Genomic DNA, 22,959 nt, shown 5'->3' on the forward strand with positions numbered 1-22,959 from the left:
GGAAGAACCCCAGGCAGGTGGAAGCAGGCAGCAGACACGCCAATCCCATCCCGACCGCCGAGGGCGTCCAACGGCGGAAGCGCTCCGGGAGCGCCTGCTCCCCCAGCGTAAGGACGGCCGCCGCGCCCGCGGCCCACGCCATGGCGATCCGCAGGTCCACCGAGACAGCGTCCAGCCCCGACGCCAGCACCTGCGCCACGCCCGCCGTCACCGTCGCGGCCGGCGCCGGGAAGCGCTCCGACCCGAGCACGGACGGCTCCGGCACCAGCAGGTAGAACAGCGGCACCACCACCAGCGCCCCCACGACACACCCCACCAGCTGCGCCAGGAACACGCGGCGCGGATTCGCACCCAGCAGGTGCCCCGCCTTCAGGTCCGTGAGCAGGTCCGCGGAAGACGACGCCGCGTTGACCGTGATGCCCGCCGTCGCCAGGTTCGCGCGCACATCTCCCGGCAGCAGCACGCCATACGTCAGCTGCGTCACCTGCCCCAGCGCGCCCACGGGGCTCACGTCCGTCTCCCCCGTGACACGACAGGAGATGAGACACAGCACGAACGACAGCGCCACCGCGAGCAGCGCATGCGGCACCGGCACGCCGAAGCCCACCCGCGCCAGCACCACTGTCGCGGGCGTCAACACCAGCATCCCCGCCACCCACCACCGCCCGGGCACCTGGAGCGCTTCAATGGGATGCGGCGCCTGACGCGGCCCCCACAGCCCCCGCAGCGCCCGGCCCCATACGCGGGCCTGGAGCGCGAACTGCAACAGCGACGCGGTGGTGAGCGCCGCCGCGCCCGGCCACAGCGCCCACGCGAGGAAATCCCCCTCCGGAGCCACCACGCCCGCCGCCATCAACCGGGGCGCGACGACGCCATGGACCACGAGCGCTCCCAGCCACATGGACGCGGTAACGCGCACGCCCAGGAGCGCGCCTCCACCCACCGGCATCAGCCCCGTCTCCAGCGCGAAACCCAACCGCTCCAGCGACACCCCACCCAGCGTCCCAGGAAACGCCAGCGCATACGGCAAGCGTCCGAAGCCATCCCGCGCGAGCGTCAACACACCCGCGATCAGCCCACCCACGCCCAGCATGCGCAGCCGCGGCCCCGCCGCCTCACCGCCCGAATGCAGCGCGCGAGCCGTCGCCGCCGCCGCCGTCCCGGACGCGAACGGCAGCTGCTCCCGGTCCACCAGCTGCCGCTTGAGCGGCACCGCGAACAGCACGCCCAGCGCGGACAACAGGAACGTCCACGCCAGCAGCGTCACCCCGGGCAGGTGGTGCCCCGTCGTCAACAACCACGCCCCCTGCACCGACACGAGCGCGCCGCCCGTCGCGTACCCCGCCGACGACGCCACCGTCTGCGCGCATCCCAGCTCCAGCAGGGACAGAGGGCTCCCGGCGGCACGGGAGCTCAGGCGCCGCAGCGTCCCATGCGCCGCGGACGCGAGCAGCGCGGCGGTGACGGCCACGCCGAACGCCACGCCCGTCTTCAGGCCCGCGTAGAGGTTGGTGGCGCAGGTGAGCACGCCCAGCCCCGCGCCCAGGAGCACCGCGCGCAGGGTGAGCTGGGGCAGCCGGTCGCCCTGATACACGTGCTTCAGCCAGTAGGTGTCCACCTCCGCCTGCGTCGTGCCGGGGATGCTCAGCAGCGTCAGCGAGGCGTCGGTGGGCGTGTCCCCGGCGGGGACGGCTCGGGGGGCGGGGGCCGACATGGGCCGCCCATCCTCTCCGTTCGGAACCTCCCGCGCTACATCCCTGTCCCATCGTGACCCGGGATGTCTCAATCCCTGTCGTCTCTGCCCTCCCAATCACAGGCACGCGGACATCACAGACTTCAACCTGATTTCATGGGACATCCAGGAGCACCGAGGGCATACTTAATGTGAACCGAGCCAATACTCATGGTGAGAAGGCGTCCGGTTCGCGGAGTTCCCCGATGCTCCACGTCACCCCCAGCTGGAAGCGCCTCGCCCTGTCGGCGATGGTGTTCTCGACTCCTCTCATGGCCGGCTGCACGGCCGAGCCCACGCGCGAAGCGCCGACGGCCGCCGTGCGCCAGGACCGGGCCCACGACTCGCTGAAGATGTCGAAGCTGTACGCGCAGTGGAAGCAGCAGCACGCCAATGGCACCCAGATGCCGCTCGACCTGGGCGACGCGGATCAGTACGCCTTCCTGATGAAGCGCCTGGAGGCGGCGGGCAACACCCCGGCCAACTCCCCGCGCCTGTTCTCCAGCCTGTCGCGGCAGCGCGAGCGCGTGCTGGCGGAGAAGGCCTCCGGCCAGGTGAAGGCGCAGAACACGACCGCCGAGTGGTGCGGCCACCTGCTGCCGCTGGAGGAGATCGCTCACGGCAGCGGCGAGACGACGTTCCAGGGCTCGGGCTACCTCACCTGCGCTGGCGGAGCGGACTACTCCTACGTGGACTTCAACGCGTACTCCACGACGCCGGACCGCCAGGAGTTCCAGCTGCTGGCCACGACGGCCACGGAGGACTACCTGGCCAAGACGCTGGAGACGGATCCGCTGAACGTGGTGCTGGACGCGGGTCCGGACCGGGTCCTGTATTACGACTCGGTGGCCATGGCCTACGACGAGGCCAGCGGCCGGATGGAGACCTTCTACTCCACCGCGGACACCACGGTGCTGCTCCTGCCGCCGGGCCTGAACTTCGACCACCCGCGCGAGCTCATCGGCACGGGCCTGGCGGGCAACGCCATCCGCACCTGCCTGGAGCGCGGCTCCGCGACGGGCGCGCTGGACTGCGACTACACGCTGGCGAAGAAGGACGCGGCCGGCAACATCACCGCCTTCGCGGGCGGCTACACGGGCGTGGCGGCGGTGAATGCCCAGACGTCCGTGGCCGCGAAGAAGTGGCTGCCGGACACGACGGCCTACTGGCCCACGCCGGGCGCGTTCAACGCGGCCAGGCTGTACCTGCCCGCGCGAGGCACCTACGTGACCGGCCTGCCGGCCAACTGCACCGTGACGACGGTGAAGAGCGAGGTGAACATCGTCCTCTTGAGCGCGGGTGGCCGCTGCAAGGTGAACAACGTCGCCGCGACCACGCCGGGCACGGTGGTGCTCACGGGCAGCCTGCCGCTGGGCACGGGCGCGGACGCGTCCAGCATCCCCTTCAACGGGCTGATGGACCTGGGCACGGACTGCCTGGCCCACGAGCAGGACGTGGCGATGCAGGCCTTCACCACGGTGAACGCCACGTGCCCCCGCTCCGGTGGCGGCTTCAGCCCTGTGACGCGCGTGGGCTTCCGCCGGCTGGCGGTGCTGGACTTCAAGAACAGCTGCCTCGCGGCGGGCACGCGCGTGCTGCGCGCGGACGGCAGGTCCGTCCCCGTGGAGTCCGTGAAGGTCGGTGACCGGGTGCTCTCGAACACGTCCGGCCGCGCCCTCACCGTCACCACCGTGACGAAGGGCACCGAGTCCCAGCCCATGGTGCGCCTGAAGGCGGGCAAGGGCCAGGACGTGCTCGTCACCAACACCCACCCCATGGTCAGCCGCACCCGCGGCGTCGTGACGGCGGGCGAGCTCGCGGTGGGCGACGTGCTCGTGACGAAGGACGGCGAGGCCACGCTGGCCTCCGTGGAGCGCGTGCCCTTCAAGGGCCAGGTCTACAACCTGACCCTGGGCACGGACACGGAGCTGCTGGACGTGGGCGCCAAGGAGCACACGCTCATCGCCAACGGCTTCGTGGTCGGTGACGCGCGCATGCAGACGGACCTGGCGCGGCAGAAGCACACGCCCGTCGCCTCGGACGTGCTGGCCGTGCTGCCCGCCGCGTGGCACGCGGACTACCTGAACAGCCGCCGCTAGGAGGCGTCAGGCCTCGCGCGAACGCAGCAGGTAGAAGACGTAGCCGTAGCTGTCCCCGTGGCGGCGGTACAGGTTCACCTCCTGTTCCGCCGCCGCGATGACCTCGCGCAGCGCCGCGTCCGCGGTGGGGCGCAGCCGCTCGATGCGCTGGAGGAGCGGCGTGTAGTAGTCGTCCCACCACGCGGACGCGGGCAGCGTGAAGGTGTCCAGCACCGTGAAGCCCGCGGCCTCCGCGCTGGCGCGGTTCTGGGCGATGTTGCCCATGGACGGATACCCGGCGGCCCAGAAGCGCACCGCCTCCGGGGGACGGACGTCGGTGAGCCAGGTGCACTCGGTGACGGCCACCTGCCCACCGGCCGCGAGCAACGGCCGCCACTGGCGCAGGCCCTGCTCGAAGCCCAGCAGGTAGATGGCGCCCTCGGACCAGAGCAGGTCGAAGGAGCCGGGCGGCAGCGACAGCGCGCTCATGTCCTCCTGGCGCGTGACGATGGCGTCCGACAATCCCTGCTCGCGGGCCTCGCGCTCCAGCCGGTCCAGATAGGGCCGGTGCAGGTCCACCGCGGTGACGCGCGTGCCCAGCTCCCGCGCGAGCACCAGCGACTGCCGTCCGGTGCCCGCGCCCAGGTCCAGCACGCGCGGCGAGGGTGGCAGCGGGGACAGGCGCCGCAGCGCTTCCCGGGTGCTGGCGTCGCTGCCAGGGCCCAGGCGGGGCAGCTCGTTGTAGAGAGTGAAGAAGGCGTTGACCGTCTGGCGCAGCTCGCCGGAGCTGCGCTTCACGTTGCCCTGGAGCAGCGGGACGCGCTTCCAGTGCTCCTCGATGCGCTGCTTGAAGAGCTCCGGCATGGGCAGGTCCGCGCGCAGCGTGGTCCACGCGTCGAGCGCGACCTCGACCGCGCCCTTCACCACCGGGAGGACGTCCTCGTCCGCCAGGCCCAGCTTGCGCGCCAGCCGCTCGAAGCTCTGGAGCGACACGTCCTCGAAGCGCTTGGACTTCGCCAGGTTCAGCGCGAGCTGATCCTGCGGCATGTACTGGATGGTGGAGACGAAGTCGTACGCGGGCGACAGCGTGGGGCGCGTGCCGTCCGGGTAGAAGAGGGACCAGTTCTTGTGGTGCGCGTCGCCGTTGCCGCACGCGATGATGAACACCAGCCGCCGCAGGAACTCCTGGAGCGCGTCCAGGCCCGCGACCTTGAGCAGCACGTTGGCGATGGTCTCGTAGTTGTACTTCTTGTACTTCTCGTCGGAGTACAGCCCCAGCACCTGGGCCAGGTCCTCCATGTGCACGCGGCGGCCGGGAGACGGCCGGTCGAAGCGGCGGATGGCGTACGCCAGGTCCTCGCGCAGGGTGATGCCCTCCGGGAGGCCGTGCAGCTCGGAGACCGGGAGCAACTGGAGCTCCGGCACGTCGATGCCGGTGGCGCGCGCCCAGGTCATCATGGACAGCTCGTTCTCCGGCACGCGGTCGTAGCGGTTGTCCGGGAGCTTGACGATCCAGTCTCCGCCCAGGCCCCCCATGGGCAGCGTCATGCCCCGGTCGCGCCGGAGCATGGAGAACTTGAGCTGCACGCCCGCGAGCGAGAAGCGCAGCGGTTCGCCGTCCGACACGGGCTCCGTGGGGACGTCCACCAGCGGCGCGTCGTGGCCGGCGAGCTCGCCCGCGGGACGGACGATGACGGCGCCGGAGAGGTCCGCGCCCAGGTGGGCGATGAAGAAGAACTCGCGCTGCCGGGCGATGTGCTGGCGTTCGGAGATGAGGTCGCGCAGCGGCCCTTCGGGCAGCAGGTTGGAGAAGAACGGCGGCAGCCGCATGCGGCTGGTGTGGCGGCGCGACAGGTCGTCCTCGAAGAACTGGCCCAGGACGGGGCGCGGGTAGCGCTGGCGGTAGTCCTCGGAGAGGCTGAACTCGATGCGCTCGTCCGCGAGCAGCGTGAGCGTGCCGACGTGCACGTCACCCATGAGGACGTCGAGGATGCCCGTGGTGGACACGGGGAGCGTGGGGTCCATGTCAGTCCTCATCGTCGTCGATGATCATCGACTGGAGCGAAGGCCGGTCCGAGTCGTCCCAGCGCGTGCGGGCCTCCATGAACTGGCGCAGGACGGGCTCCAGCACCGCCTGACGCAGCTGGAGGAACCCCAGCCCGTCACTGCCCCTCAGGGCGTCCAGGGCCTTCGGGGTGAGCCCGTGGCTCTGGAGGATCTCCTCCGCCGGGGGCGGCCGTGCTTCGAGCACCTGGACGAGCGAGCGCCCCGGCACCGGGGGCTGGAAGAGGAAGCCGAAGGTCCCGTCCATCACGCGCCGGACCATCCGGCGGTCCACGATTCCGGGCGTCATCCACCGCGCGTCACCCGGCGGGAGGATGGGCTGGAGTCCCTCGCCCGGCAGCTCCAGCAACTCTCCAGGCTCCAACACGGCCCCTGTCAGCAGGTGACGAGGCTGGAGGGACATCATCGCGATGCGCAGGACCAGCGGAGGTCCCATGGGGGCGTTGGGAATGACGGGCATTCCCGTCTCCATCCACCAGCGGATGAGCGGCGGTGGAACCTGTCCCAGCAACGCCTGGATGGAGCGCTCCTCGTCGGAGCGGATGGCCGCGAAGACCTGGAGGGCCTCCGCGGGCTTCAGCCCCCAGCCGCCGAAGACGATGTGGCGCCAGAACCAGCGCGACACCAGCTCCCGCGAGCGCGGTGACGGTTCGGGGTGCAGCTGGAAGAACCGCGTCAGCAGGACCAGCGAGGTCTCTGGCTCGGGCAGGAGCTTGAGGTGCGGGATGAACGCATCGCGCTTGAGGAACACGATGGCGTCCCGGAGCGCCCGGTCCGTGCGGCGGACGGTCTCCGTGAGCTCGTCGTCCTGGTTGAGCTGTTCCTGGTAGCCCCGCGTGAAGTCCAGGCCACGCACGGCCAGCACGGCCTTGAGCAGCAGCGACTCCGGGATGTTGCCGAAGCCCAGCTCCCGCAGCCCTTCGGTCACCGACTCCAGGCTGAGCGAGCGCGAGCCCACGTACAGCGCGTTGAACACCTCTTCATCCGTGAGCGGGCGACCCGCGGTGTTGAGGCGCTTGAAGATGATGCGCAGGACCTTCTCGTCCGCCGTGTCCACGACGTACGCGGGCACCTGGTACTCGCGGATGGCCTTGCCCAGACGGATGGCGGCGCGAAGGTGCTCCGGGTGCGCCTCACGGCCCGGGTAGCGGTTGAGCCAGTGGAGCAGCGACTCGCTGTCCAGCACCTCGTTCATGGGCAGCCAGTGCGGTGGCGGTGTCCCGGCGTCCGGAGGCGCGTGCAGCTCCTCCGTCTCCAGGTCGAAGTACAGGTGGAAGTCATCGCGTCCGGCTTCATCGCCGTAGGACGGATGCAGCAGCACCCCCGCGAGCGCCGTCACGCGCTGCTGGCCGTCCACGGCCCACAGGCCCTGGCTGGTGGAGGGCGCGTCGATGCGCACGGGGCCGAAGCTGACGTTGGCGGCGGGGGCCTCCCGGCGCCAGAACAACAGGGTCCCGATGGGATAGCCCCGGTACACGCTGTCCAGCAGGTCGCGCACGTCCTCCGCGGTCCACCGCAGGGGGCGCTGGAAGTCGGGGATGCGCACCTCGCCGCGCCGCACGCGGTCGAGCAGGTCCTCGATGCTGAACGACTTCGTCTCCGGGCGCCGCGTCAGGGGAGCGGGCATCGCGAGCCTCCTCCCCCGAGTCTGTAACCCGAAGCTCCAGAAGCCGCCACCTACACCGTGGCGTCACGTCGCTTCGGCAGCAGCACCACCAGCCCCAGCGCGACCAGGCCCGTCACGGTGGACAGGATGCGGCCCCCCTGGCCCACCGCCGTGATGTCCAGCTGCAGGTCCAGCAGTCCGTTCGCCAGGTTCCATCCCCAGTGCAGCCCCACGGCGCCCCACAGCGAGCCTGTGCGGGCCACCGCCGCCGCGTACGCCAGGCCCGTGCAGAACAACATCAGCCACTCCAGCGGGCCGTTGCCCAGCCGGTACACGTGCGTGAGCACGAACACGCCCGCGGACAGGGCCACGTAGCCCGCGCCCTGCCCCACCACCGGCCACGCGCGGTACCAGAAGCCGCGCGCGACGATGTCCTCCGCCACCGACGGCACGAACGTGGACACCGCCACGCCCAGCACCGCCACCAGCAGCGCCGTGCCCATTTGAGGCTTCTCCAGGGGCTGCGCGCGCATCACCCCCAGCCACACGCCCACCAGCACGGACACCGGCTTGAGCACCAGCATCACCGCCAGCGCCCGCGCGAGCGCGGAGCCGCGCCATTCCAACGCATACGCATGAAAACCATTGCGGTAGCCCAGCCACCGCCCCACGCCCCAGGCCACCGCGTGGAACAGCAGCATCAGCGCCGCTGTCACCGCGAAGCTCCCCAGCAGCCTTCCTCCGATTCCCTCCGGCGCTACGTAGCAGGCGTACAGCACGGCGAACGCGAGCGCGCAGCGAAGCGCGACACGCGAAGGGAGCGGGGATTCGGAAGGAGCAGGGCTCATGACGGAGCCCCCTCTTAGCGTGGGAAACGTCACCACCGCACAGCCAAGCTCCGCGAGTCCTTCCGTAATGCACCGCGAGTCATCGCGACTCCCAATGAGGGGGAATCACCCATGCGCATCACCCATCACGCCCGGTTCATCCGGGCGCTCACGGCCGTGGCCTGCCTTGGCACCGCCTGCCGCCCGGAAGACGCCGCCGAACCCACCACCCCGCCCGCGCCACAGTCGCCCGCCATCTCCGGCATGCGCTCCGCGTGGGTCCGCATTGGCCCCAAGGCCGACGCCCGCGAGGTGAAGTACGAAGCCATCGACGGCCTGGCCATCTTCGAGGGCGACATCATCCTGGGCACCGTGGAGGACGTGGAGCGCGAGTCCCCCAAGGTGAAGGCCCAGGCCGCCAACCGCGTCTCCGCGGAGAGCATCCAGGTCTCCGGCAGCAGCAAGCGCTGGCCCAACGGCGTCGTCCCGTACGTCCACGTCTACGGCTCGCTGGATGACAACTTCGTCGTCAACGACGCCATCCGGCACTGGCAGCGCCGCACGGGCCTGCGCTTCGTCCCCATCTCCGCCAGCACGCCCACCTCCGTCGACCACGTCTACTTCGTGAAGGGCCAGGGGTGCTCTTCCTCCGTGGGACGCCAGGGCGGCCGGCAGTTCGTCACGCTGGAGGGCGTGTGCAGCCTGGGCAACGTCATCCACGAACTGGGCCACGCCATCGGCTTCTGGCACGAGCAGAGCCGCGAGGACCGCGACCTCTTCGTCGACATCATCCCGGAGAACATCCTCCCCGGCCGTGAGAGCGCCTTCGAGCAGCACATCAGCAACGGCGACGACTTCGGGCCCTATGACTACGGGTCCATCATGCACTACGGCCCCACGGCGTTCGGCAAGCCCGACCCCGTCACCGGCGACCCCATGGAGACCATCCGCCCCAAGGGGGGCCAGTTCATTGGCCAGCGCATCGCCCTGAGCGCGGGTGACATCGCCTCCGCCGCGTCCATGTACCCGGGCGAGACGAAGGGCAACTTCGAGGAGATCACCTCCACCGGCTACGTGAAGGGCTGGACCTTCGACACCGCGTCACCGTCCGTCTCCACGGACGTGCACTACTACATCGACGGGCCGGCGGGCGTCGGCGTGTTCGGCGGCTCCGCGCTCGCGAACGTCGCGCGCCCGGACGTCAACACCGCGCACGACGGCATCCTGGGCAACCACGGGTTCTACTTCCCCGTGCCGGCGTACTTCCGCGACGGCCAGAACCACACGATGCACGTCTACGGCATCGACGCGCAGAACATCCACAACCCGCTGCTCGCGGGCTCGCCGCGCACGTTCAACCTGCCGGGCGCCTTCGGCACGCTGGAGAACATCTCCTACGACGGCACGGTGACGGGCTGGGCGCTGGACCTGGACTCGCCGTCGGCGTCCATCACGGTCTACTACTCCATCGACGGAAACCCGGCGTCCGTGGCCAACGTGGTGGCGAACCTCTACCGCGCGGACGTGAAGAACCTCTACCCCATGGCGTCCGGCGCGAACGGCTTCTCCTTCCGCATCCCGGACCACTACGTGGACGGCCTGGAGCACACGCTGCGCATCTACGCGTTGGATCAGCAGGGCCGCCACAGCCCGCTGCTCGTCAACGCCCCCAAGACGTTCCGGCTGGCCATGCCCTCCGTCTACAAGGCGGGCGTCTTCGCGGGCACGGGCAGCGCGGATCAGCTCATCGCCGTTGACGGGTCCGGCTATGGCCCGCGCGTGCTGGTCTCCGGCTACGTCAACGCCAATGCCTTCCCCATCTTCCACTACCAGGAAGCCTGGAGCGCGTCGGTCCTGCTCAATGGCTGGCACAACCCCGGTGACATCAAGCTCCAGGGTGACTTCCGGGGCCTGGGCTACGACCAGATGCTCTTCATCAACACCGACGGCTACGGCGGCCGGGTGATGATCAACGACTTTCGCGACGGCGCCGCCCCCTCGGAGGTGCGCTACCACGAGTCCTGGGGCCAGAGCGTGCTGCTCCACGGCTGGCACGACCCGGAGGACCTGCAGCTCGCGGGCGACTTCCTGAACCGGGGCCATGCTCAGGTGCTGTTCTTCAACCGCTCCGGCGTGGGGAGCCGCGTGATGATCGCCGACTTCAGCGACGGCGTGGCCCCGGCGGAAGACGGTTACCGCGAGGAGTGGAGCGGCCCGAACTCCTTCGAGGACTGCTCCGAGCCGGACGACCGGCTCTACGTGGGCGACTTCCAGAACCGGGGCTACGACCAGGTGCTCTGCCTCAACCGCTCCGGCACGGGCGCGCGGGTGAAGATCCTCGACTTCAGCGCGGGCGTGGCGCCGGCGCAGGTGCGCTACGTGGAGGCCTCCGGTGCCTTCACCGTGCTCGACGGGCTGATGGACGCGGACGACAACCAGGCGGCGGGTGACTTCCGGGGCCTGGGCTACGACCAGCTCCTGCTGGTGAACAACGGCACCACCGGCACGGCCATGCTCATCGCGGACTTCCTCGACGGCGTCGCGCCCGCCGAGGTGCGCTACAGCGAGGCGCAGGGCGTGAGCTACTACCCGACGCTGCTGGCCAACCGGATGCTCGTGGGGGATTTCCGCGGCCTGGGCCACGACCAGGTGCTCTACGGCTCCTGGAACGACCCCACCTACTACACCTCCATCCTGGACTTCTCCGACGGCATCGCCCCGCCGGAGCAGCTCTTCCAGAAGGTGGAGATGAACTGATGACTCGCGCCATCCTGCTGGTGACTGCGGTCACCAGCAGGATGCCTGCCGCGAGCGCTCCCTCCTTGTGAAGTCCAGGGGTTGCGCGGTTCACCGGGTCGGCATGCCCGCTGCAATGAGGTCAGGCAACGTCGCTGCTCAGACCCCAGGTGAAAACCATGATCGACCTCAAGGCCACGGCCCGCTCCTCTTCCCTGATGCGCCCCATCACCGCGGAGTCCTCCCTCGTCAACCCGAGGGCACAGCTCTCCGCGGGGCCTGTCGCGGACGCCTCCCGGAGCATGCCCGCGCGGGGCTTCAGCCAGGTGGACTCGTTCCAGCCGGAGATCATCAGCCGGCGGCAGCCGCTCGCGATGCTCCCGATGGAGGGGGCGTTGGGCGCGCTCAGCGCCCCGGTCGCCTTCGCCCCCCGGGGACTCCCTCCGGAACTCCAGAACCTGGCTCCAGCTCAGGCCAGGGAGCCGGCTCAGGCTCCGGAGTCCTCCAACTCCGGCGTCCCGAGCGCCAATGACAAGCGCCCGGCCGGGGACAAGCGGTCCGCCGCGCAGATCGTCGATGACACGCCCGCGCTGAAGAACCTGGGCCGCCAGAAGGACATCAAGTTCGAGCAGCTGTGCAAGCAGACGGGCATCGACCCCAAGCTGGACCTGAAGGACCCCAAGCAGAACGCCGACGGCGTCTACCGGCTGGCCAAGGTGCTGGAGTTCATCGACAGCGCCAAGGCCTCCACGGGCGACGACCGGTCGAAGAAGGTCCAGAACGGCAAGGGCGACGGCAACATCGAGGGCATCACCAAGGACGGTGACGCGCGCCACGGCACGGAGGCCGGCATGGTCAAGGACTTCGCCGAGAAGGGCTACTCCTTCCTGGGCGAGCACCAGCTGCCGACCACGAAGGACACCCACGTGAAGGCGGACGGCAGCAACAAGGACAACTTCCAGTGGGCCGCGGGCGAGGCGGGCAAGGCCCTGTGGTTCCTGCCGGGAGTCAGCAACGTCCTGACGGGCATCGGCAACTCGGAGGGCGGCTTCAAGGGCGTCCTCGAGGGCGCCGCGAAGGGCTACGTCAACACCCTGAAGGGCGCCGCGGAGGGCGTCATCGGCTCCATCACCAAGGGCCGCGCCAACCCGGCCGGGATGATCTTCGGAGGCGTCATGGGCGCGCTGGGCAACACCGAGGCCGCCCCGCAGCCGGTGAAGGACATCGCCAACATGTTCTGAGCGTCGCTCAGGGCAGCGGCTCCGTCCGGTGCTTGCGCGCGGGGTTCTCCAACCCCACGCGGAACCACCGATAGCCGTAGCCCTCCAGCGTGAGCACGTGGCGCTGGCCATCCACGGGCTCGGAGTGGTCCTCGCTCAGCACGTTGAACAGCGTGCAGGGCTCCTCGCCGCCCGGATCCAGCTTCACCGTGCAGGGCCGGGCGGACAGGTTGTGCAGCACCACCAGCGCGTTGCCCTTCCAGTCGTACCGGATGGCCAGCACGCCCTTGTTGCCCGTGCGCAGCACCTTCCACGCGCCCCACCCCAGCTCCGGGCACTCCTTGCGCGCGCGGATGATGCGCTCCGTCCAGTTGAGCTGCGAGCTTGAGTCGCGGCGCTGCTGCGCCACGTTCACCTGCCGGAAGCCGAACGGTCCCTCCGACACCAGGGGCTTCACCGGCTCTTGCGCCACCGTGAAGCCGCCGTGCGGCTCCGGGCTCCACTGCATGGGCGTGCGCACCGCCTGCCGCTCCACGAGCGACAGGTTCTCCCCCATGCCCAGCTCGTCGCCGTACCAGAGCACTGGAGTCCCCGGCAGTGAGAACATCAGACTGTAGGCCACTTCGATGCGGCGGCGGTCTCCGTCCAGCATCGACGCGAACCGGCGGCGCAGGCCCCGGTCATAAAGCTGCATGCCCTTGTCCGGTCCCAGGGCCTCGAAGACCTCCAGCCGGTCCTCGTCCGGCAGGCGCCCCAGGTCCAGCTCGTCGTGGTTGCGCAGGAAGTTCGCCCACTGCGCCGTGTGCGGCAGCTTGGGGGATGACTTCAGGGCCTGCACCAGCGGCGTCACGTCCCCTCGCGTGAGCGACAGGTAGAAGTTCTGGTTCGCCAGGAAGTTGAACACCATCTGCATGCGGTCGTTGTCGCCGAAGAACTCCACCACCTCGTTCATGGTGACGTTGGCTTCCGCGAGCAGGATGGCGTCCCCCTTGCGCCAGGAGAGGAACTCGCGCATCTCCTCCAGCAGTTTGTAGGGGTTCTTCACGTCCGGGTTCTTCACGCCCTTCAGCTCCACGAGGAAGGGCACCGCGTCCACGCGGAAGCCGGACACGCCCAATTCCAGCCAGTAGCCCATCACCTTGAGGATCTGCTCGCGCACCTCCGGGTTCGCGACGTTGAGGTCGGGCTGGTAGTGGAAGAAGCGGTGGAAGTACCAGAGGCGCGCCTCCTTGTCGTACGTCCACGTGGAGGGCTGCACGCCCGGGAAGACCATGCCCTTGTGGGCGTCCTTGGGCTTCTTCTTCGCCCAGACGTAGTAGTCGCGGTAGTTGCTGTCCGGGTCCTTGCGCGCGGCCTGGAACCACGGGTGCTGATCCGACGTGTGGTTCACCACCAGGTCGATGATGACGCGGATGCCGTGCAGCTTCGCCTCGTGGGTGAAGGCCACGAAGTCGCCCAGGTCCCCCAGGCGCGGATCCACGCCGTAGTAGTCGCTGATGTCGTAGCCGTTGTCGCGGTTGGGCGAGGGCTGGAAGGGCAACAACCACAGGCAGGTGATGCCCAGGCCCGCCAGGTAGTCCAGCTTGCGGCGCAGGCCCACGAAGTCCCCCACGCCGTCGCCGTTGCCGTCCATGAACGTCTCGACGTCGAGGCAGTAGACGACCGCGTTCTTGTACCAGAGGTCTTCAATCATTCCCTTCCCTTTAGCCCTCTGGTTCCAGGCGGCATCCGGAGACTCCTGCGCGCCGTGAGGAACCCCACACCCGGGGGCCGCCAGGGTTCGTTCAGCCAACACTCGCGCGAAGAGAGGCCTCGCGGCCGGACCGCTCCGGCTCCAGGGTGGGCGCACCCATGCCTCTCATCGGTTTCCACGCGTCGCACGAACAGTTCCCGCCCAGCGAGCTCCTGCGCCTCAGTCAGAAGGCGGAGGGCGCGGGCTTCCAGGCCGCGCTCAACTCCGACCACTTCCACCCGTGGACGGAAGCGCAGGGACAGAGCGGCTTCGCCTGGGCGTTCATGGGCGCGGCGCTCGCGACCACCGGGCTGTCCTTCGGCTCCGTCACGGCGCCGGGCCAGCGCTACCACCCGGCCATCGTCGCGCAGGCGCTGGGCACCCTGAACGAGATGTATCCCGGCCGGGCGTGGATGGCGCTCGGCAGCGGCCAGTACCTCAACGAGGCCATCACCGGCACGGGCTGGCCCGCGAAGGACCTGCGCAACGCGCGCCTGAAGGAGTGCGTGGACATCATGCGCGCCCTCTTCCGAGGCGAGACGGTGACGCACCGGGGGCTCGTCACGGTGGAGGAGGCGAAGCTCTACACGCGCCCCAAGGACATGCCCCTGTTGGTGGGGGCGGCCGTGACGCCGAAGACGGCCCGTTGGGTGGGAAGCTGGGCGGACGGGCTCATCACCACCGCGAGGCCCCCGGAGGAGCTGCGCAAGGTGGTGGAGGCCTTCCGCGAAGGCGGCGGCGAGGGCAAGCCCCTGTTCCTCAAGGTGCAGCTGTCCTACGCGAAGGACGACGAGCTCGCGCGTGAAGGCGCGTACAACCAGTGGGCGTCCAACATCTTCGCCAGCAGCGTGCTCACCGACCTGCGCTCTCCCGCGCAGTTCCAGGAGGCCGCGAACGTGGTGCAGCCGCACGACCTGGACGGCCCGCTGCGCGTCTCCAGCAGCCTCCAGCAGCACGTGGACTGGCTGGGCGAGGACCTGCGCCTGGGCTTCGACCGGCTGTACCTGCACAACGTCAACCGCGAGCAGGACGGCTTCATCGAGGCCTTCGGTGAGAAGGTGATTCCGGCGCTCACGCGCTGAGAGCCGCTGGGTATGCTGGGGCGCATGCCCAGCGACGTCCTGTCCCGTCAGGCCCTCAACCGCGCCACGCTCGCGCGTCAGCTGCTGCTCACGCGCGAGAAGATGACCGTGCCGCGCGCCATCGAGCACCTGGTGGGGCTTCAAGCCCAGCTCGCGCGTCCGCCGTACCTGGCCCTCTGGTCGCGCCTCCAGGGCTTCCAACGCGATGCCCTCACGAAGCTGGCGCTGAAGCGGGAGCTGGCGCGCGGCACGATGATGCGCGGCACGCTGCACCTGATGACCGCGAAGGACTACCTGCGCTACCGCGGCCTCTTCCAGCCCCTGCTCGATGCCGCCCTGCGCTCCGTGCTGAAGGAGCGCGCCACGGCGCTGGACCTGCCCGCGCTCCTGGCCACCGCGAAGCCCTTCCTCCAGGAGCAGCCCCGCACCTTCGAGGAGGTGCGCGCGCACCTGCTGAAGCACCACGTGGGCGGCGACGAGCGGGCCATGGGCTTCGCCACGCGGGTGGGGTTGCCGCTCGTCCAGGTGCCAGAGGAAGGACTGGAGTGGGGCTGGCCCGGCAGCTCCGGCTTCACGCTGGCGGAGTCGTGGTTGGGTGAGAAGCTTTCCACGGACGACGACGTGTCGCCGCTGGTGCTGCGTTACCTGGCGGCCTTCGGTCCCGCCACGGTGGCGGACATGCAGTCCTGGTCCGGCATCAAGCCGTTGAAGGACGCCTTCGAGAAGGTGCGCGGCAAGCTGGTGGAGTTCCGCGACGAGAAGAAGCGCGTCCTCTTCGACTTGCCCAAGGCCCCGCGTCCGGCCGAAGAGACGCCCGCGCCGGTGCGCTTCCTGCCGGACTTCGACAACCTCAGCCTCTCCCACGCGGACCGGACCCGCGTCGTGCCGGAGGAGCACCGCGAGAAGCTGTCCACGAAGAACCTGCGCGTGCTCAACGTGTTCCTGGTGAACGGGCACGTCGCGGGCTCGTGGAGCACCGAGCGCAAGAAGGGCACCGCGACGCTGGTGTGCAAGCCCTTCGAACCGGTGAAGAAGGCGGACCGCGACGCGCTGGAGCAGGAGGGAGAGGACCTCCTGCGCTTCAGCGACCCGGACGCCGCGAAGGTGGCGGTGACGTTCGCCGCGCAGTAGCGCCGGGGGACAGCTCGACTCCATATGCGACTCCGTGCCTGCGCCGCACTCCTCCTCTTCCTCTCTGCATGCGCTGTGACTCCTCCGAGCCCTGGAAGGACGGCGTCGCGTAGCCCAAGGATTGCCAACCTCCAGCGAGCGGCGGCGCTGCCCTGGACTGACGGTGGCCGGTGCGTTGTGCGCGAGGCTTCCCAGCCTTGGCCGGTGCTGGTGGAGCGGTGCTACCAGGCCCTCGACCATGACCGGGTCGAGTTCCACGACACCACGGGACGATGCGCGGTCGCATCCGCTGGCGCAGCTGCCGTGGGGGTTGGGTTCTGTGTGCTGGCCGCTCCTGAGATTGCCGTAGGAGCCGTGATCGTTATTGGCGTGGTGGTGGTCGCCGTCGCCATCAAGGAAGCGCTGGATGCGTATGAACTCCGCCACCTCTACCCGAAAGAAGCCGCGGCATCACGAGGAACGAAGGGGGCACCTCGCGCGACCGTAGCGGAGCGGAAACCCAAGCTCGAACCGGAGCCAGCGGGACGGGACTGGCAGCCCCCGGTGCCGCCCGTGCCCGTGGGCCGGTCGCGCCGTGACAACTGCGAGCCCATCCCAGTGAATCACCGTGGCGGCAATGACCCGCACAACAAGTGCGCCGACAAGATTCCGAACAACAGCTTCCCCGGCTGGGATGTGTTCGTGAATGGGAAGAATTTCGACGCGCTGCAACTGACTACCCGCGTGCTCTGGGAGGTCAAGACCGACAATTTCGATACCTTCAGTGACTTTCTCCAGGGACAGGTAATCAGAGACCAGGTGCCCGAGATGCGGATTGAGCGCGACCTCGCTCGGGCCTGCGGATTCGACTTCCGGGTTGGCGTACGCAGCGAAGCGCATAAGGACGCGCTGGAAGAAGCGGCCCCGGATCTCAAGGGCTTTATCGTCGTCATGGACTGGTGCTGAGATGACAGCCAAACGGAAAATCAATCTCATCGTCTACGCGCCTGCACTCGTGGGTGACGACAACCGCCCCATCGCCTTGGTTCATGGGATGGAGCGTGCGTTCCCGGGTCTGCGCCTGGAGTGGAGGGTTTCCGAAGACGGACGCACCATCGCCTTGCCACAACGCGACGCATGGCTCACCGAGGGAACCAAGGATGGGGGGTTCCCTCTCGTGTGTAACGGCGACGAGAACCTCCCCGTGATGATTTCCGGGTGGGAATCACCAGCGGGTAGCGCTCCAGGCGGTCAGTCACAACTGGAGGTCCATGCGCAGCTGCCTCCGAACGAAGTCGGGCTCGCGGCGGTAGCGGATGTGCTGGAGGCCGTGGCCGAAATCGCACGCGGACACTGGGGGCACGCCACGCCGTTCAGGGCAAGCGTGGACATTGCGCGCCAGACGAGGAATCGGCCAGATGACCTGGAGGTGCCTCCTCGCGGCCTGCCGGTGCTCACGTCCCCGGGTGCCATGAAGTCGCCGGAGATTCCCCACCGCCTGGGATGGCTGAATTACTGGTCAGCTGCTGCCGCACGGGCCATCGGGTTCCCGGATCCTGTTCGCGACACCGAACTGCTTTCACGGGCGCGGCGTACGGCATCGGGCGGGTGGGTCGTGCAGCTCACTGACGGGCCGCTCGACCTGGACAATCCCGCCCACCTGGAAGCGCTCAAGCGGGCCTACGAGCGCTTCCCGGAGATTGGCGGACGTGCGGCGTCTTGAAGTGACGCCGACGCCCTATGCGAAGAGCTGGAGCAGATCCTCGCGGGTGATGGCGGCGGCGCCCGCGGCCTCGCTGAGCGCGGCTTCGAACAGGGCGCGCTTCTTCTCCTGGAGGCCCAAAATCTTCTCCTCCACCGTGCCCTGGGACACGAGCCGGTAGACCATCACCGGCCGCTCCTGCCCGATGCGGTGCGCGCGGTCCGCGGCCTGCGCTTCCACCGCCGGGTTCCACCACGGATCCATCAGGAACACGTGGTCCGCCGCCGTGAGGTTCAGGCCCGTGCCTCCGGCCTTCAGTGACATGAGCAGCACCGGCGCTCCGTCCTGGCCCTGGAAGCGCGACGTCACCTCGCCCCGGTTCGCCGTCGCTCCGTCTAGCCGCTCGAAGCCGATGCCCGCTTCCTTGAGCCCCGGCTCGATGAGGTCCAACAGCGACGTCCACTGGGAGAAGACCAGCGCCTTGTGGCCCTCCGACACCGCCGTCTCCAGCGCGTCCACCAGCGTCTGCACCTTGGAGGACGTCTTCGCGTGCTGCCCCGGCACCAGCGCGGAATGGCAGGCCGCCTGTCGCAGGCGGAGCAGCGCCTCCAGCGCCTTGAGCACGCTGCCGCCCTCGTTGAGCAGCGCCACCACCTCCGCGCGCGTCGCGGCCATCACCGCGTCGTAGACGGAGCGCTCGCGCTCATCCAGCTGCACGTGCATCACGGAGTCGGTGCGCGGCGGCAGCTCCGGCGCCACGTCCCGCTTGAGGCGGCGCAGGATGAACGGGCGGATGCGGCGGCGCAGTCCATCCGCCGCTCCGGGCTTGCCGTCCGCGATGGGCTGCGCCGTCTTCTCCTCGAACTGACGGCGGCCCCCCAGCAGGCCCGGGTTGGTGAAGTGCATCAGGCTCCAGAGCTCATCCAGGCGGTTCTCCAGCGGCGTGCCGCTGAGCGCGAGCCGCAGGTTCGCCTTGAGCCCGAACGCCGCGCGCGACACCTGGCTCTCCGGGTTCTTGATGGCCTGGGCCTCGTCCAGCACCACCGCCTCCCACGTGGGCGCGCCCAGCACCGCCGCGTCCAGGCGCAGCAGCGCGTACGTGGTGAGCGTGATGTCCGCCGCGGGGTCCAGCTTGCGGCCGGGGCCGTGGTACACGCAGACCTTCAGCGAAGGCCGGAAGCGCTGAAGCTCCGCCACCCAGTTGGGCAGCACGCTCGTGGGGCACACCACCAGCGACTTGGGTCCCAGGATGCAGATGGTCTGGAGCGTCTTTCCCAGACCCATGTCGTCCGCGAGGATGCCGCCCAGCCCCGCCCCCTTCAGGAACGACAGCCAGCTCACGCCCTGCTGCTGATACGCGCGCAGCGTGGCGTTGAGCTCCGCGGGCAGCACCGGCGGCGGCAGCTTCTCGAAGCCCTCCACCAGCGGGGCCAGCTTGTCCAATCCCGGAGGCGGCGGCTGGTCCAACGACTCGCACAACTGCGTCAGCTCCGGCAGCGCGTGGTTCGCGACACGGCCGTCCGCCTGACGCGCGGCCAGCAGGTCCGCCACGCGCTGCCCGTTCTTGTCCAGCCACGCGCGGGGCAGCGGCGCCCAGCCACCACCGTCCAGCGGCACCAGCCCCAGCCCCTCCGTCCACGCCCGCACCACCGCCGCCGCGTCCACCGTGCGCGCGCCGCCCTTGCCGCCCTCCACCTCGAACTCCAGCGTGAAGCGCACCTCCGGCACGCCCGCGCCAGACGCGCCGCCCTCCACGCGCAGGGATGGCTTGAGGCGCATGTCCGGACTGACGATGCCCGCCGCGTCGCCGCCCAGGTCGCCCCGGAACTTCCGCAGCTTGTCCGCGAAGCGCATCATCTCCGGGCCCTGCACCGTCAGCCTTCGCCCGGGCACCAGGTTCAGCTCGTCACGCAGCTGGTGGAGCAGCTTCTGCTCCGCGGCCTCGTCACGCAGCGGCACCGCGCCGCGCAGGTACACCATGCGCCCGTTGTCGATGCGCACCGTCGGCGGCGCGCCGTACACCAGCGTGGGCAGCACCGACAGGCCCTGGGTGAGCTGGTTCAGCTCCAGCAGGATGCGCGGCTTCAGGTCGCGGTCCAGCGGCGGCAGGCGGCGGCTGCGCATGTCCACCGGCATGCGCCGCGCCAGCTCCGGCAATATCTTCGCGGACAACTCGCCCAGCTGCTCCGGCGAATACGTGCGCACGAGCGGCAGGTGCTGGAGCCACGCGCCCGTCATCGCCGTCTCGCCCAGGCGCACCAGGGACTCCGCCGTCAGCGCGACGCCGGGGCTCACCACCTCCGTGATGCGCGGGTCGCGCGTGATGGTGATGACCCACTGCTGGCCCTTGTCCTCCACCTTCGCGCGCGGGGGCAGCACCTCGCTGGACACCGCCACCGGCCGGCCGTCCAGCAGCACGTTGCGCGCGGGCTCCAGGGCCCGCAGCAGCGCGTCCAGCTTCTCCGCGAGCAGCGGCCCCCGGGTGCGCCGCTCCAACAGGCGCTCCATCACCAGGTCCACCTGCTCCACCTGCAACGTGACGCCGGCCTGGGGCTTCGCCAGGCGCCCGGTGAGGTCCTCCAGCGGCTCCTCCGTGCCGTCCGCGTGCGCGAGGACGCGGTGCAGCTGCAGCCCGCCCTCCACGCGCGTGAAGCGGTACACCACGCGCGACCAGCGCTCCGACACCGCCTCCAGCGGCGCGTCCTGCTTCTCCGCCTTGTCCAGGGAGATGGCCGCCGCGACCACGTGCTCGCACGGGTCCACCGGGCTGGGGCAGTCGCACTCCCACGCCTCGTCGCCCGGATAGAGGACGACGGTGAAGGCCACGGCCCGGCCCGCCACCTTCACGCGCAGCTCGACCTCCGAGCCCGTGCGCGACTGGAGCGCCACCGCACCGTCCCGCGCGAGGCTGACGCCCTTGGACCAGAGTCCCGGCTTGGCTTCTTTCCGGACGGCTTCGAGGAGCTGGGTGTTCTCGGACATGGCAGGCGGCTTCCCTACGCCCCGCCACGCCCTTGCGCAACGTCGGATGCGTCCTGGCTGACGGCCAGGCTACTCGTCGTCGTAGGACGGCTCGAAGAGGTAGGTGAGCTTCACCATGAACTCGCGGCTGAACACCGGCAGGGGCGCGTGGCCGCCGTTGTAGGGCTGGGCCACCCGGAAGTCGCTGCCCAGCAGGTTGTAGACGCCCGCGCCAATCTCCAGGCCCTTTGTCCCCACGTTCTCCGCGCGCACGAAGAGGTTGAGCAGCAGCCGGGGCGCCAGCGTCTGGACCTCCGACACGCCCTCCTCGTCCGGGGCCCCTACGGCGAAGCGCTGGCCCACCAGCACGGCGGTGGGGCTGACGGACAGCCACGGCAGCACCTTCGCCGTGCCCGACAGCGTCACCTTGTGCGTGGGCAGGCCGGTGAAGGCGTTGGGCTGGCCGGGCACCAGGTAGTCCTCCACGTCGTTGCGCCCGCCCGGCCGGTAGAACGAATAGCCCGCCTGCGCGCGGCCCCAGGACCCGCGCAGCCGGTAGTCCAGCTCGATGCCCCGGCTGCCCAGGCGGCCCAGGTTGCGGTACGCCTCCGACGCGGTGATCGGGTCGTACGAATAGATGATGGGGTCCGTCACGCCCACGTCGAAGGCGTTGGCGCTGAAGCTCTGGCCCTCGCCCAGGCGCACGGAGGCCTCCAGCTCGTACACCGTGGTGCGCTCCGGCCGGACGTCGTCGCCCAGGGAGATGTTCTCGATGCCCGGCGCGCGGAAGGCGCGGCTGTAGAGCGCCTTGCCGCTCACCGGCCCGAAGGACTTGAGCAGCACCAGTCGCGGCACGAACGAGCTGCCGAAGGCGCTGTGGTCCTCGAAGCGCGCGCCCGCCACCACCGTGGCGATGGGGTTGTCCGAGTACACCTCCATGAAGGCCGCGACGTTGCGGTAGGAGACGACGTCCTCGTCGCCGTTGAAGGGCTCCTGCAGGCCGATGCCCGCGGGGCCGCGCAGCTGTCCCTGGTCGAACGCCAGGTCCACGCCGCCCGTGAGCTGGAGGAAGTCGAACGCCGCCCAGCGAGCCAGGGCCCGGCCCCGCAGGCGCCGGTAGCGCTTGTCGTAGAAGAATTCCGACGACTCGTCCGAGTCCCGGTAGGACTCACCCAGCGTGAGGTTCAGCCGGGGGATGATTTCAATCCGGTCCGTGGGCCGGAAGCGGTCGCTCAGCTCGGCGTGGAACGACTCGAAGTCGGTGTTCGCGGGCGTGGGCAGCACCTCGTCCACGGACACGACGGACGTGGTGTCCTGGCGCTGGTACAGGATGCTCAGCTGCAGGTCCCGGTAGCCCACGCCCGCCTGCACCACCGTGGGGTCCATCGCCGACGCGCCGTTCATGCTCGCGGAGTCGCCGTAGAAGTCTTCGAACACCGCGTCGCTGCGCTGCCCCTGCCCCAGCGACGCGGACGCGAACGCGCTCAGGCCCGGCGCGCTCTCGAAGACCTTGCGGCCGGACACCGTGAGGCTGCGCCGGCCCAGGCCGTGCGTCAGCTGTCCGTACGTGCCCACCACCAGCGCGTCCGTGCTGCCCTGGATGCCCCGGGTGATGACGTTGATGACGGCCAATTCCGCGTTGCCGCCATAGATGACGGAGCCGGGACCGCGCACGACCTCGATGCGCTCAATCAGCTCCACCGGGAACTCGTGGCCCAGCTGCATGGTGGAGTAGAGCTGCTCGTTCATCTCCTTGCCGTCGATGATGAGCAGCACCTTGCCTTCCTGGCCCCACAGGCCCCGGAAGCCCGGCCCCACCGTGCCCTGCACGTCCACGCCGAAGAAGAAGCCGGGCACCTGCAACAGCACGTCCATCAGGTCGCGCGCACCGGAGGCGCGAATCTCATCCGCGGTGATGGCCGTCACCACGGCCGGCGAGTCATGCAGCTTCGTGATGGCGAACGACGCCACCTGGCTGTGCACCTCCGGCTCCTCCTCCAGCTGCGCCTGGGCGGAGGGCGTCTCCGGTGGACCGGGGTTCAGGGTGGGCTCCGGCGCCGTCTGCGCGAAGCCCGTGCCCGCGCCCAGCAGCGCAAGCCATACACACAC

Annotated in this window: 14 protein-coding genes; 7 read left to right on the top strand and 7 right to left on the bottom strand. The window is 69.7% G+C overall.

What is annotated here, in order from left to right; all coding sequences use genetic code 11:
- Positions 1 to 1,714, bottom strand: a 1,714-nt coding sequence (locus D7V80_RS05745) for an OPT family oligopeptide transporter (RefSeq protein WP_147446995.1), incomplete at its 3' end; no start/stop codon positions are given.
- A gap of 224 nt (positions 1,715 to 1,938) precedes the next feature.
- Here D7V80_RS05745 and D7V80_RS05750 point away from each other — a divergent pair.
- Entirely contained in the window at positions 1,939 to 3,831 is a 1,893-nt protein-coding gene (locus D7V80_RS05750) for a Hint domain-containing protein (protein ID WP_120587201.1), read from the top strand.
- A gap of 6 nt (positions 3,832 to 3,837) precedes the next feature.
- Here the strand turns inward: D7V80_RS05750 and D7V80_RS42585 are convergent, their stop codons facing one another.
- The 3 genes from D7V80_RS42585 to D7V80_RS05765 are packed head-to-tail and all read right to left on the bottom strand — an operon-like array spanning position 3,838 to position 8,328.
- A complete protein-coding gene (locus D7V80_RS42585) occupies positions 3,838 to 5,835 on the bottom strand; it encodes a HipA domain-containing protein (RefSeq protein ID WP_233585161.1) in 1,998 nt (665 codons plus the stop codon).
- A 1-nt stretch (position 5,836) separates the two neighbouring features.
- Entirely contained in the window at positions 5,837 to 7,501 is a 1,665-nt protein-coding gene (locus D7V80_RS05760; protein ID WP_120587202.1) for a DUF262 domain-containing protein, read from the bottom strand.
- Between the two features lie 50 nt (positions 7,502 to 7,551).
- A complete protein-coding gene (locus D7V80_RS05765; RefSeq protein WP_120587203.1) occupies positions 7,552 to 8,328 on the bottom strand; it encodes a CPBP family intramembrane glutamic endopeptidase in 777 nt (258 codons plus the stop codon).
- 111 nt (positions 8,329 to 8,439) lie between these two features.
- On the opposite strand from D7V80_RS05765, the gene D7V80_RS05770 reads away from it, so the two are divergent.
- Both D7V80_RS05770 and D7V80_RS05775 read left to right on the top strand, forming a co-directional pair.
- The gene (locus tag D7V80_RS05770; RefSeq protein ID WP_120587204.1) at positions 8,440 to 11,064 is read left to right on the top strand and encodes a M12 family metallopeptidase; all 2,625 of its coding nucleotides are present in this window, start codon (positions 8,440 to 8,442) and stop codon (positions 11,062 to 11,064) included.
- A gap of 158 nt (positions 11,065 to 11,222) precedes the next feature.
- Entirely contained in the window at positions 11,223 to 12,284 is a 1,062-nt protein-coding gene (locus D7V80_RS05775) for a hypothetical protein (protein ID WP_120587205.1), read from the top strand.
- Between the two features lie 7 nt (positions 12,285 to 12,291).
- On the opposite strand, the gene D7V80_RS05780 is transcribed toward D7V80_RS05775, so the two are convergent.
- Positions 12,292 to 13,956 (bottom strand): alpha-amylase family protein, encoded by a 1,665-nt coding sequence (locus D7V80_RS05780; protein WP_120587206.1) that lies wholly within the window; start codon positions 13,954 to 13,956, stop codon positions 12,292 to 12,294.
- A gap of 158 nt (positions 13,957 to 14,114) precedes the next feature.
- On the opposite strand from D7V80_RS05780, the gene D7V80_RS05785 reads away from it, so the two are divergent.
- From D7V80_RS05785 to D7V80_RS05800, 4 genes are read left to right on the top strand one after another with little or no spacing between them, the layout of a single operon-like run.
- On the top strand, positions 14,115 to 15,077 hold the full coding sequence (locus D7V80_RS05785; protein WP_120587207.1) for a TIGR03885 family FMN-dependent LLM class oxidoreductase: 963 nt from the start codon (positions 14,115 to 14,117) through the stop codon (positions 15,075 to 15,077).
- Positions 15,078 to 15,101: 24 nt separating this feature from the next.
- A complete protein-coding gene (locus D7V80_RS05790) occupies positions 15,102 to 16,208 on the top strand; it encodes a winged helix DNA-binding domain-containing protein (protein WP_120587242.1) in 1,107 nt (368 codons plus the stop codon).
- A 24-nt stretch (positions 16,209 to 16,232) separates the two neighbouring features.
- Positions 16,233 to 17,153, top strand: a complete 921-nt coding sequence (locus tag D7V80_RS05795; RefSeq protein ID WP_120587208.1) for a DUF6310 domain-containing protein — start codon at positions 16,233 to 16,235, stop codon at positions 17,151 to 17,153.
- 1 nt (position 17,154) lies between these two features.
- Positions 17,155 to 17,910 carry a DUF5953 family protein gene (locus D7V80_RS05800; protein ID WP_120587209.1) on the top strand — a complete coding sequence of 252 codons (756 nt, stop codon included), beginning with the start codon at positions 17,155 to 17,157 and terminating at the stop codon, positions 17,908 to 17,910.
- 15 nt (positions 17,911 to 17,925) lie between these two features.
- Here D7V80_RS05800 and D7V80_RS05805 read toward each other — a convergent pair whose 3' ends face one another.
- Positions 17,926 to 20,871 (bottom strand): DEAD/DEAH box helicase, encoded by a 2,946-nt coding sequence (locus D7V80_RS05805; RefSeq protein WP_120587210.1) that lies wholly within the window; start codon positions 20,869 to 20,871, stop codon positions 17,926 to 17,928.
- Positions 20,872 to 20,940: 69 nt separating this feature from the next.
- The gene (locus tag D7V80_RS05810; protein ID WP_233585162.1) at positions 20,941 to 22,959 is read right to left on the bottom strand and encodes a TonB-dependent siderophore receptor; all 2,019 of its coding nucleotides are present in this window, start codon (positions 22,957 to 22,959) and stop codon (positions 20,941 to 20,943) included.

This window comes from Corallococcus sp. CA054B (genome assembly GCF_003611625.1).
Taxonomy (GTDB): Bacteria; Myxococcota; Myxococcia; order Myxococcales; family Myxococcaceae; genus Corallococcus; species Corallococcus coralloides.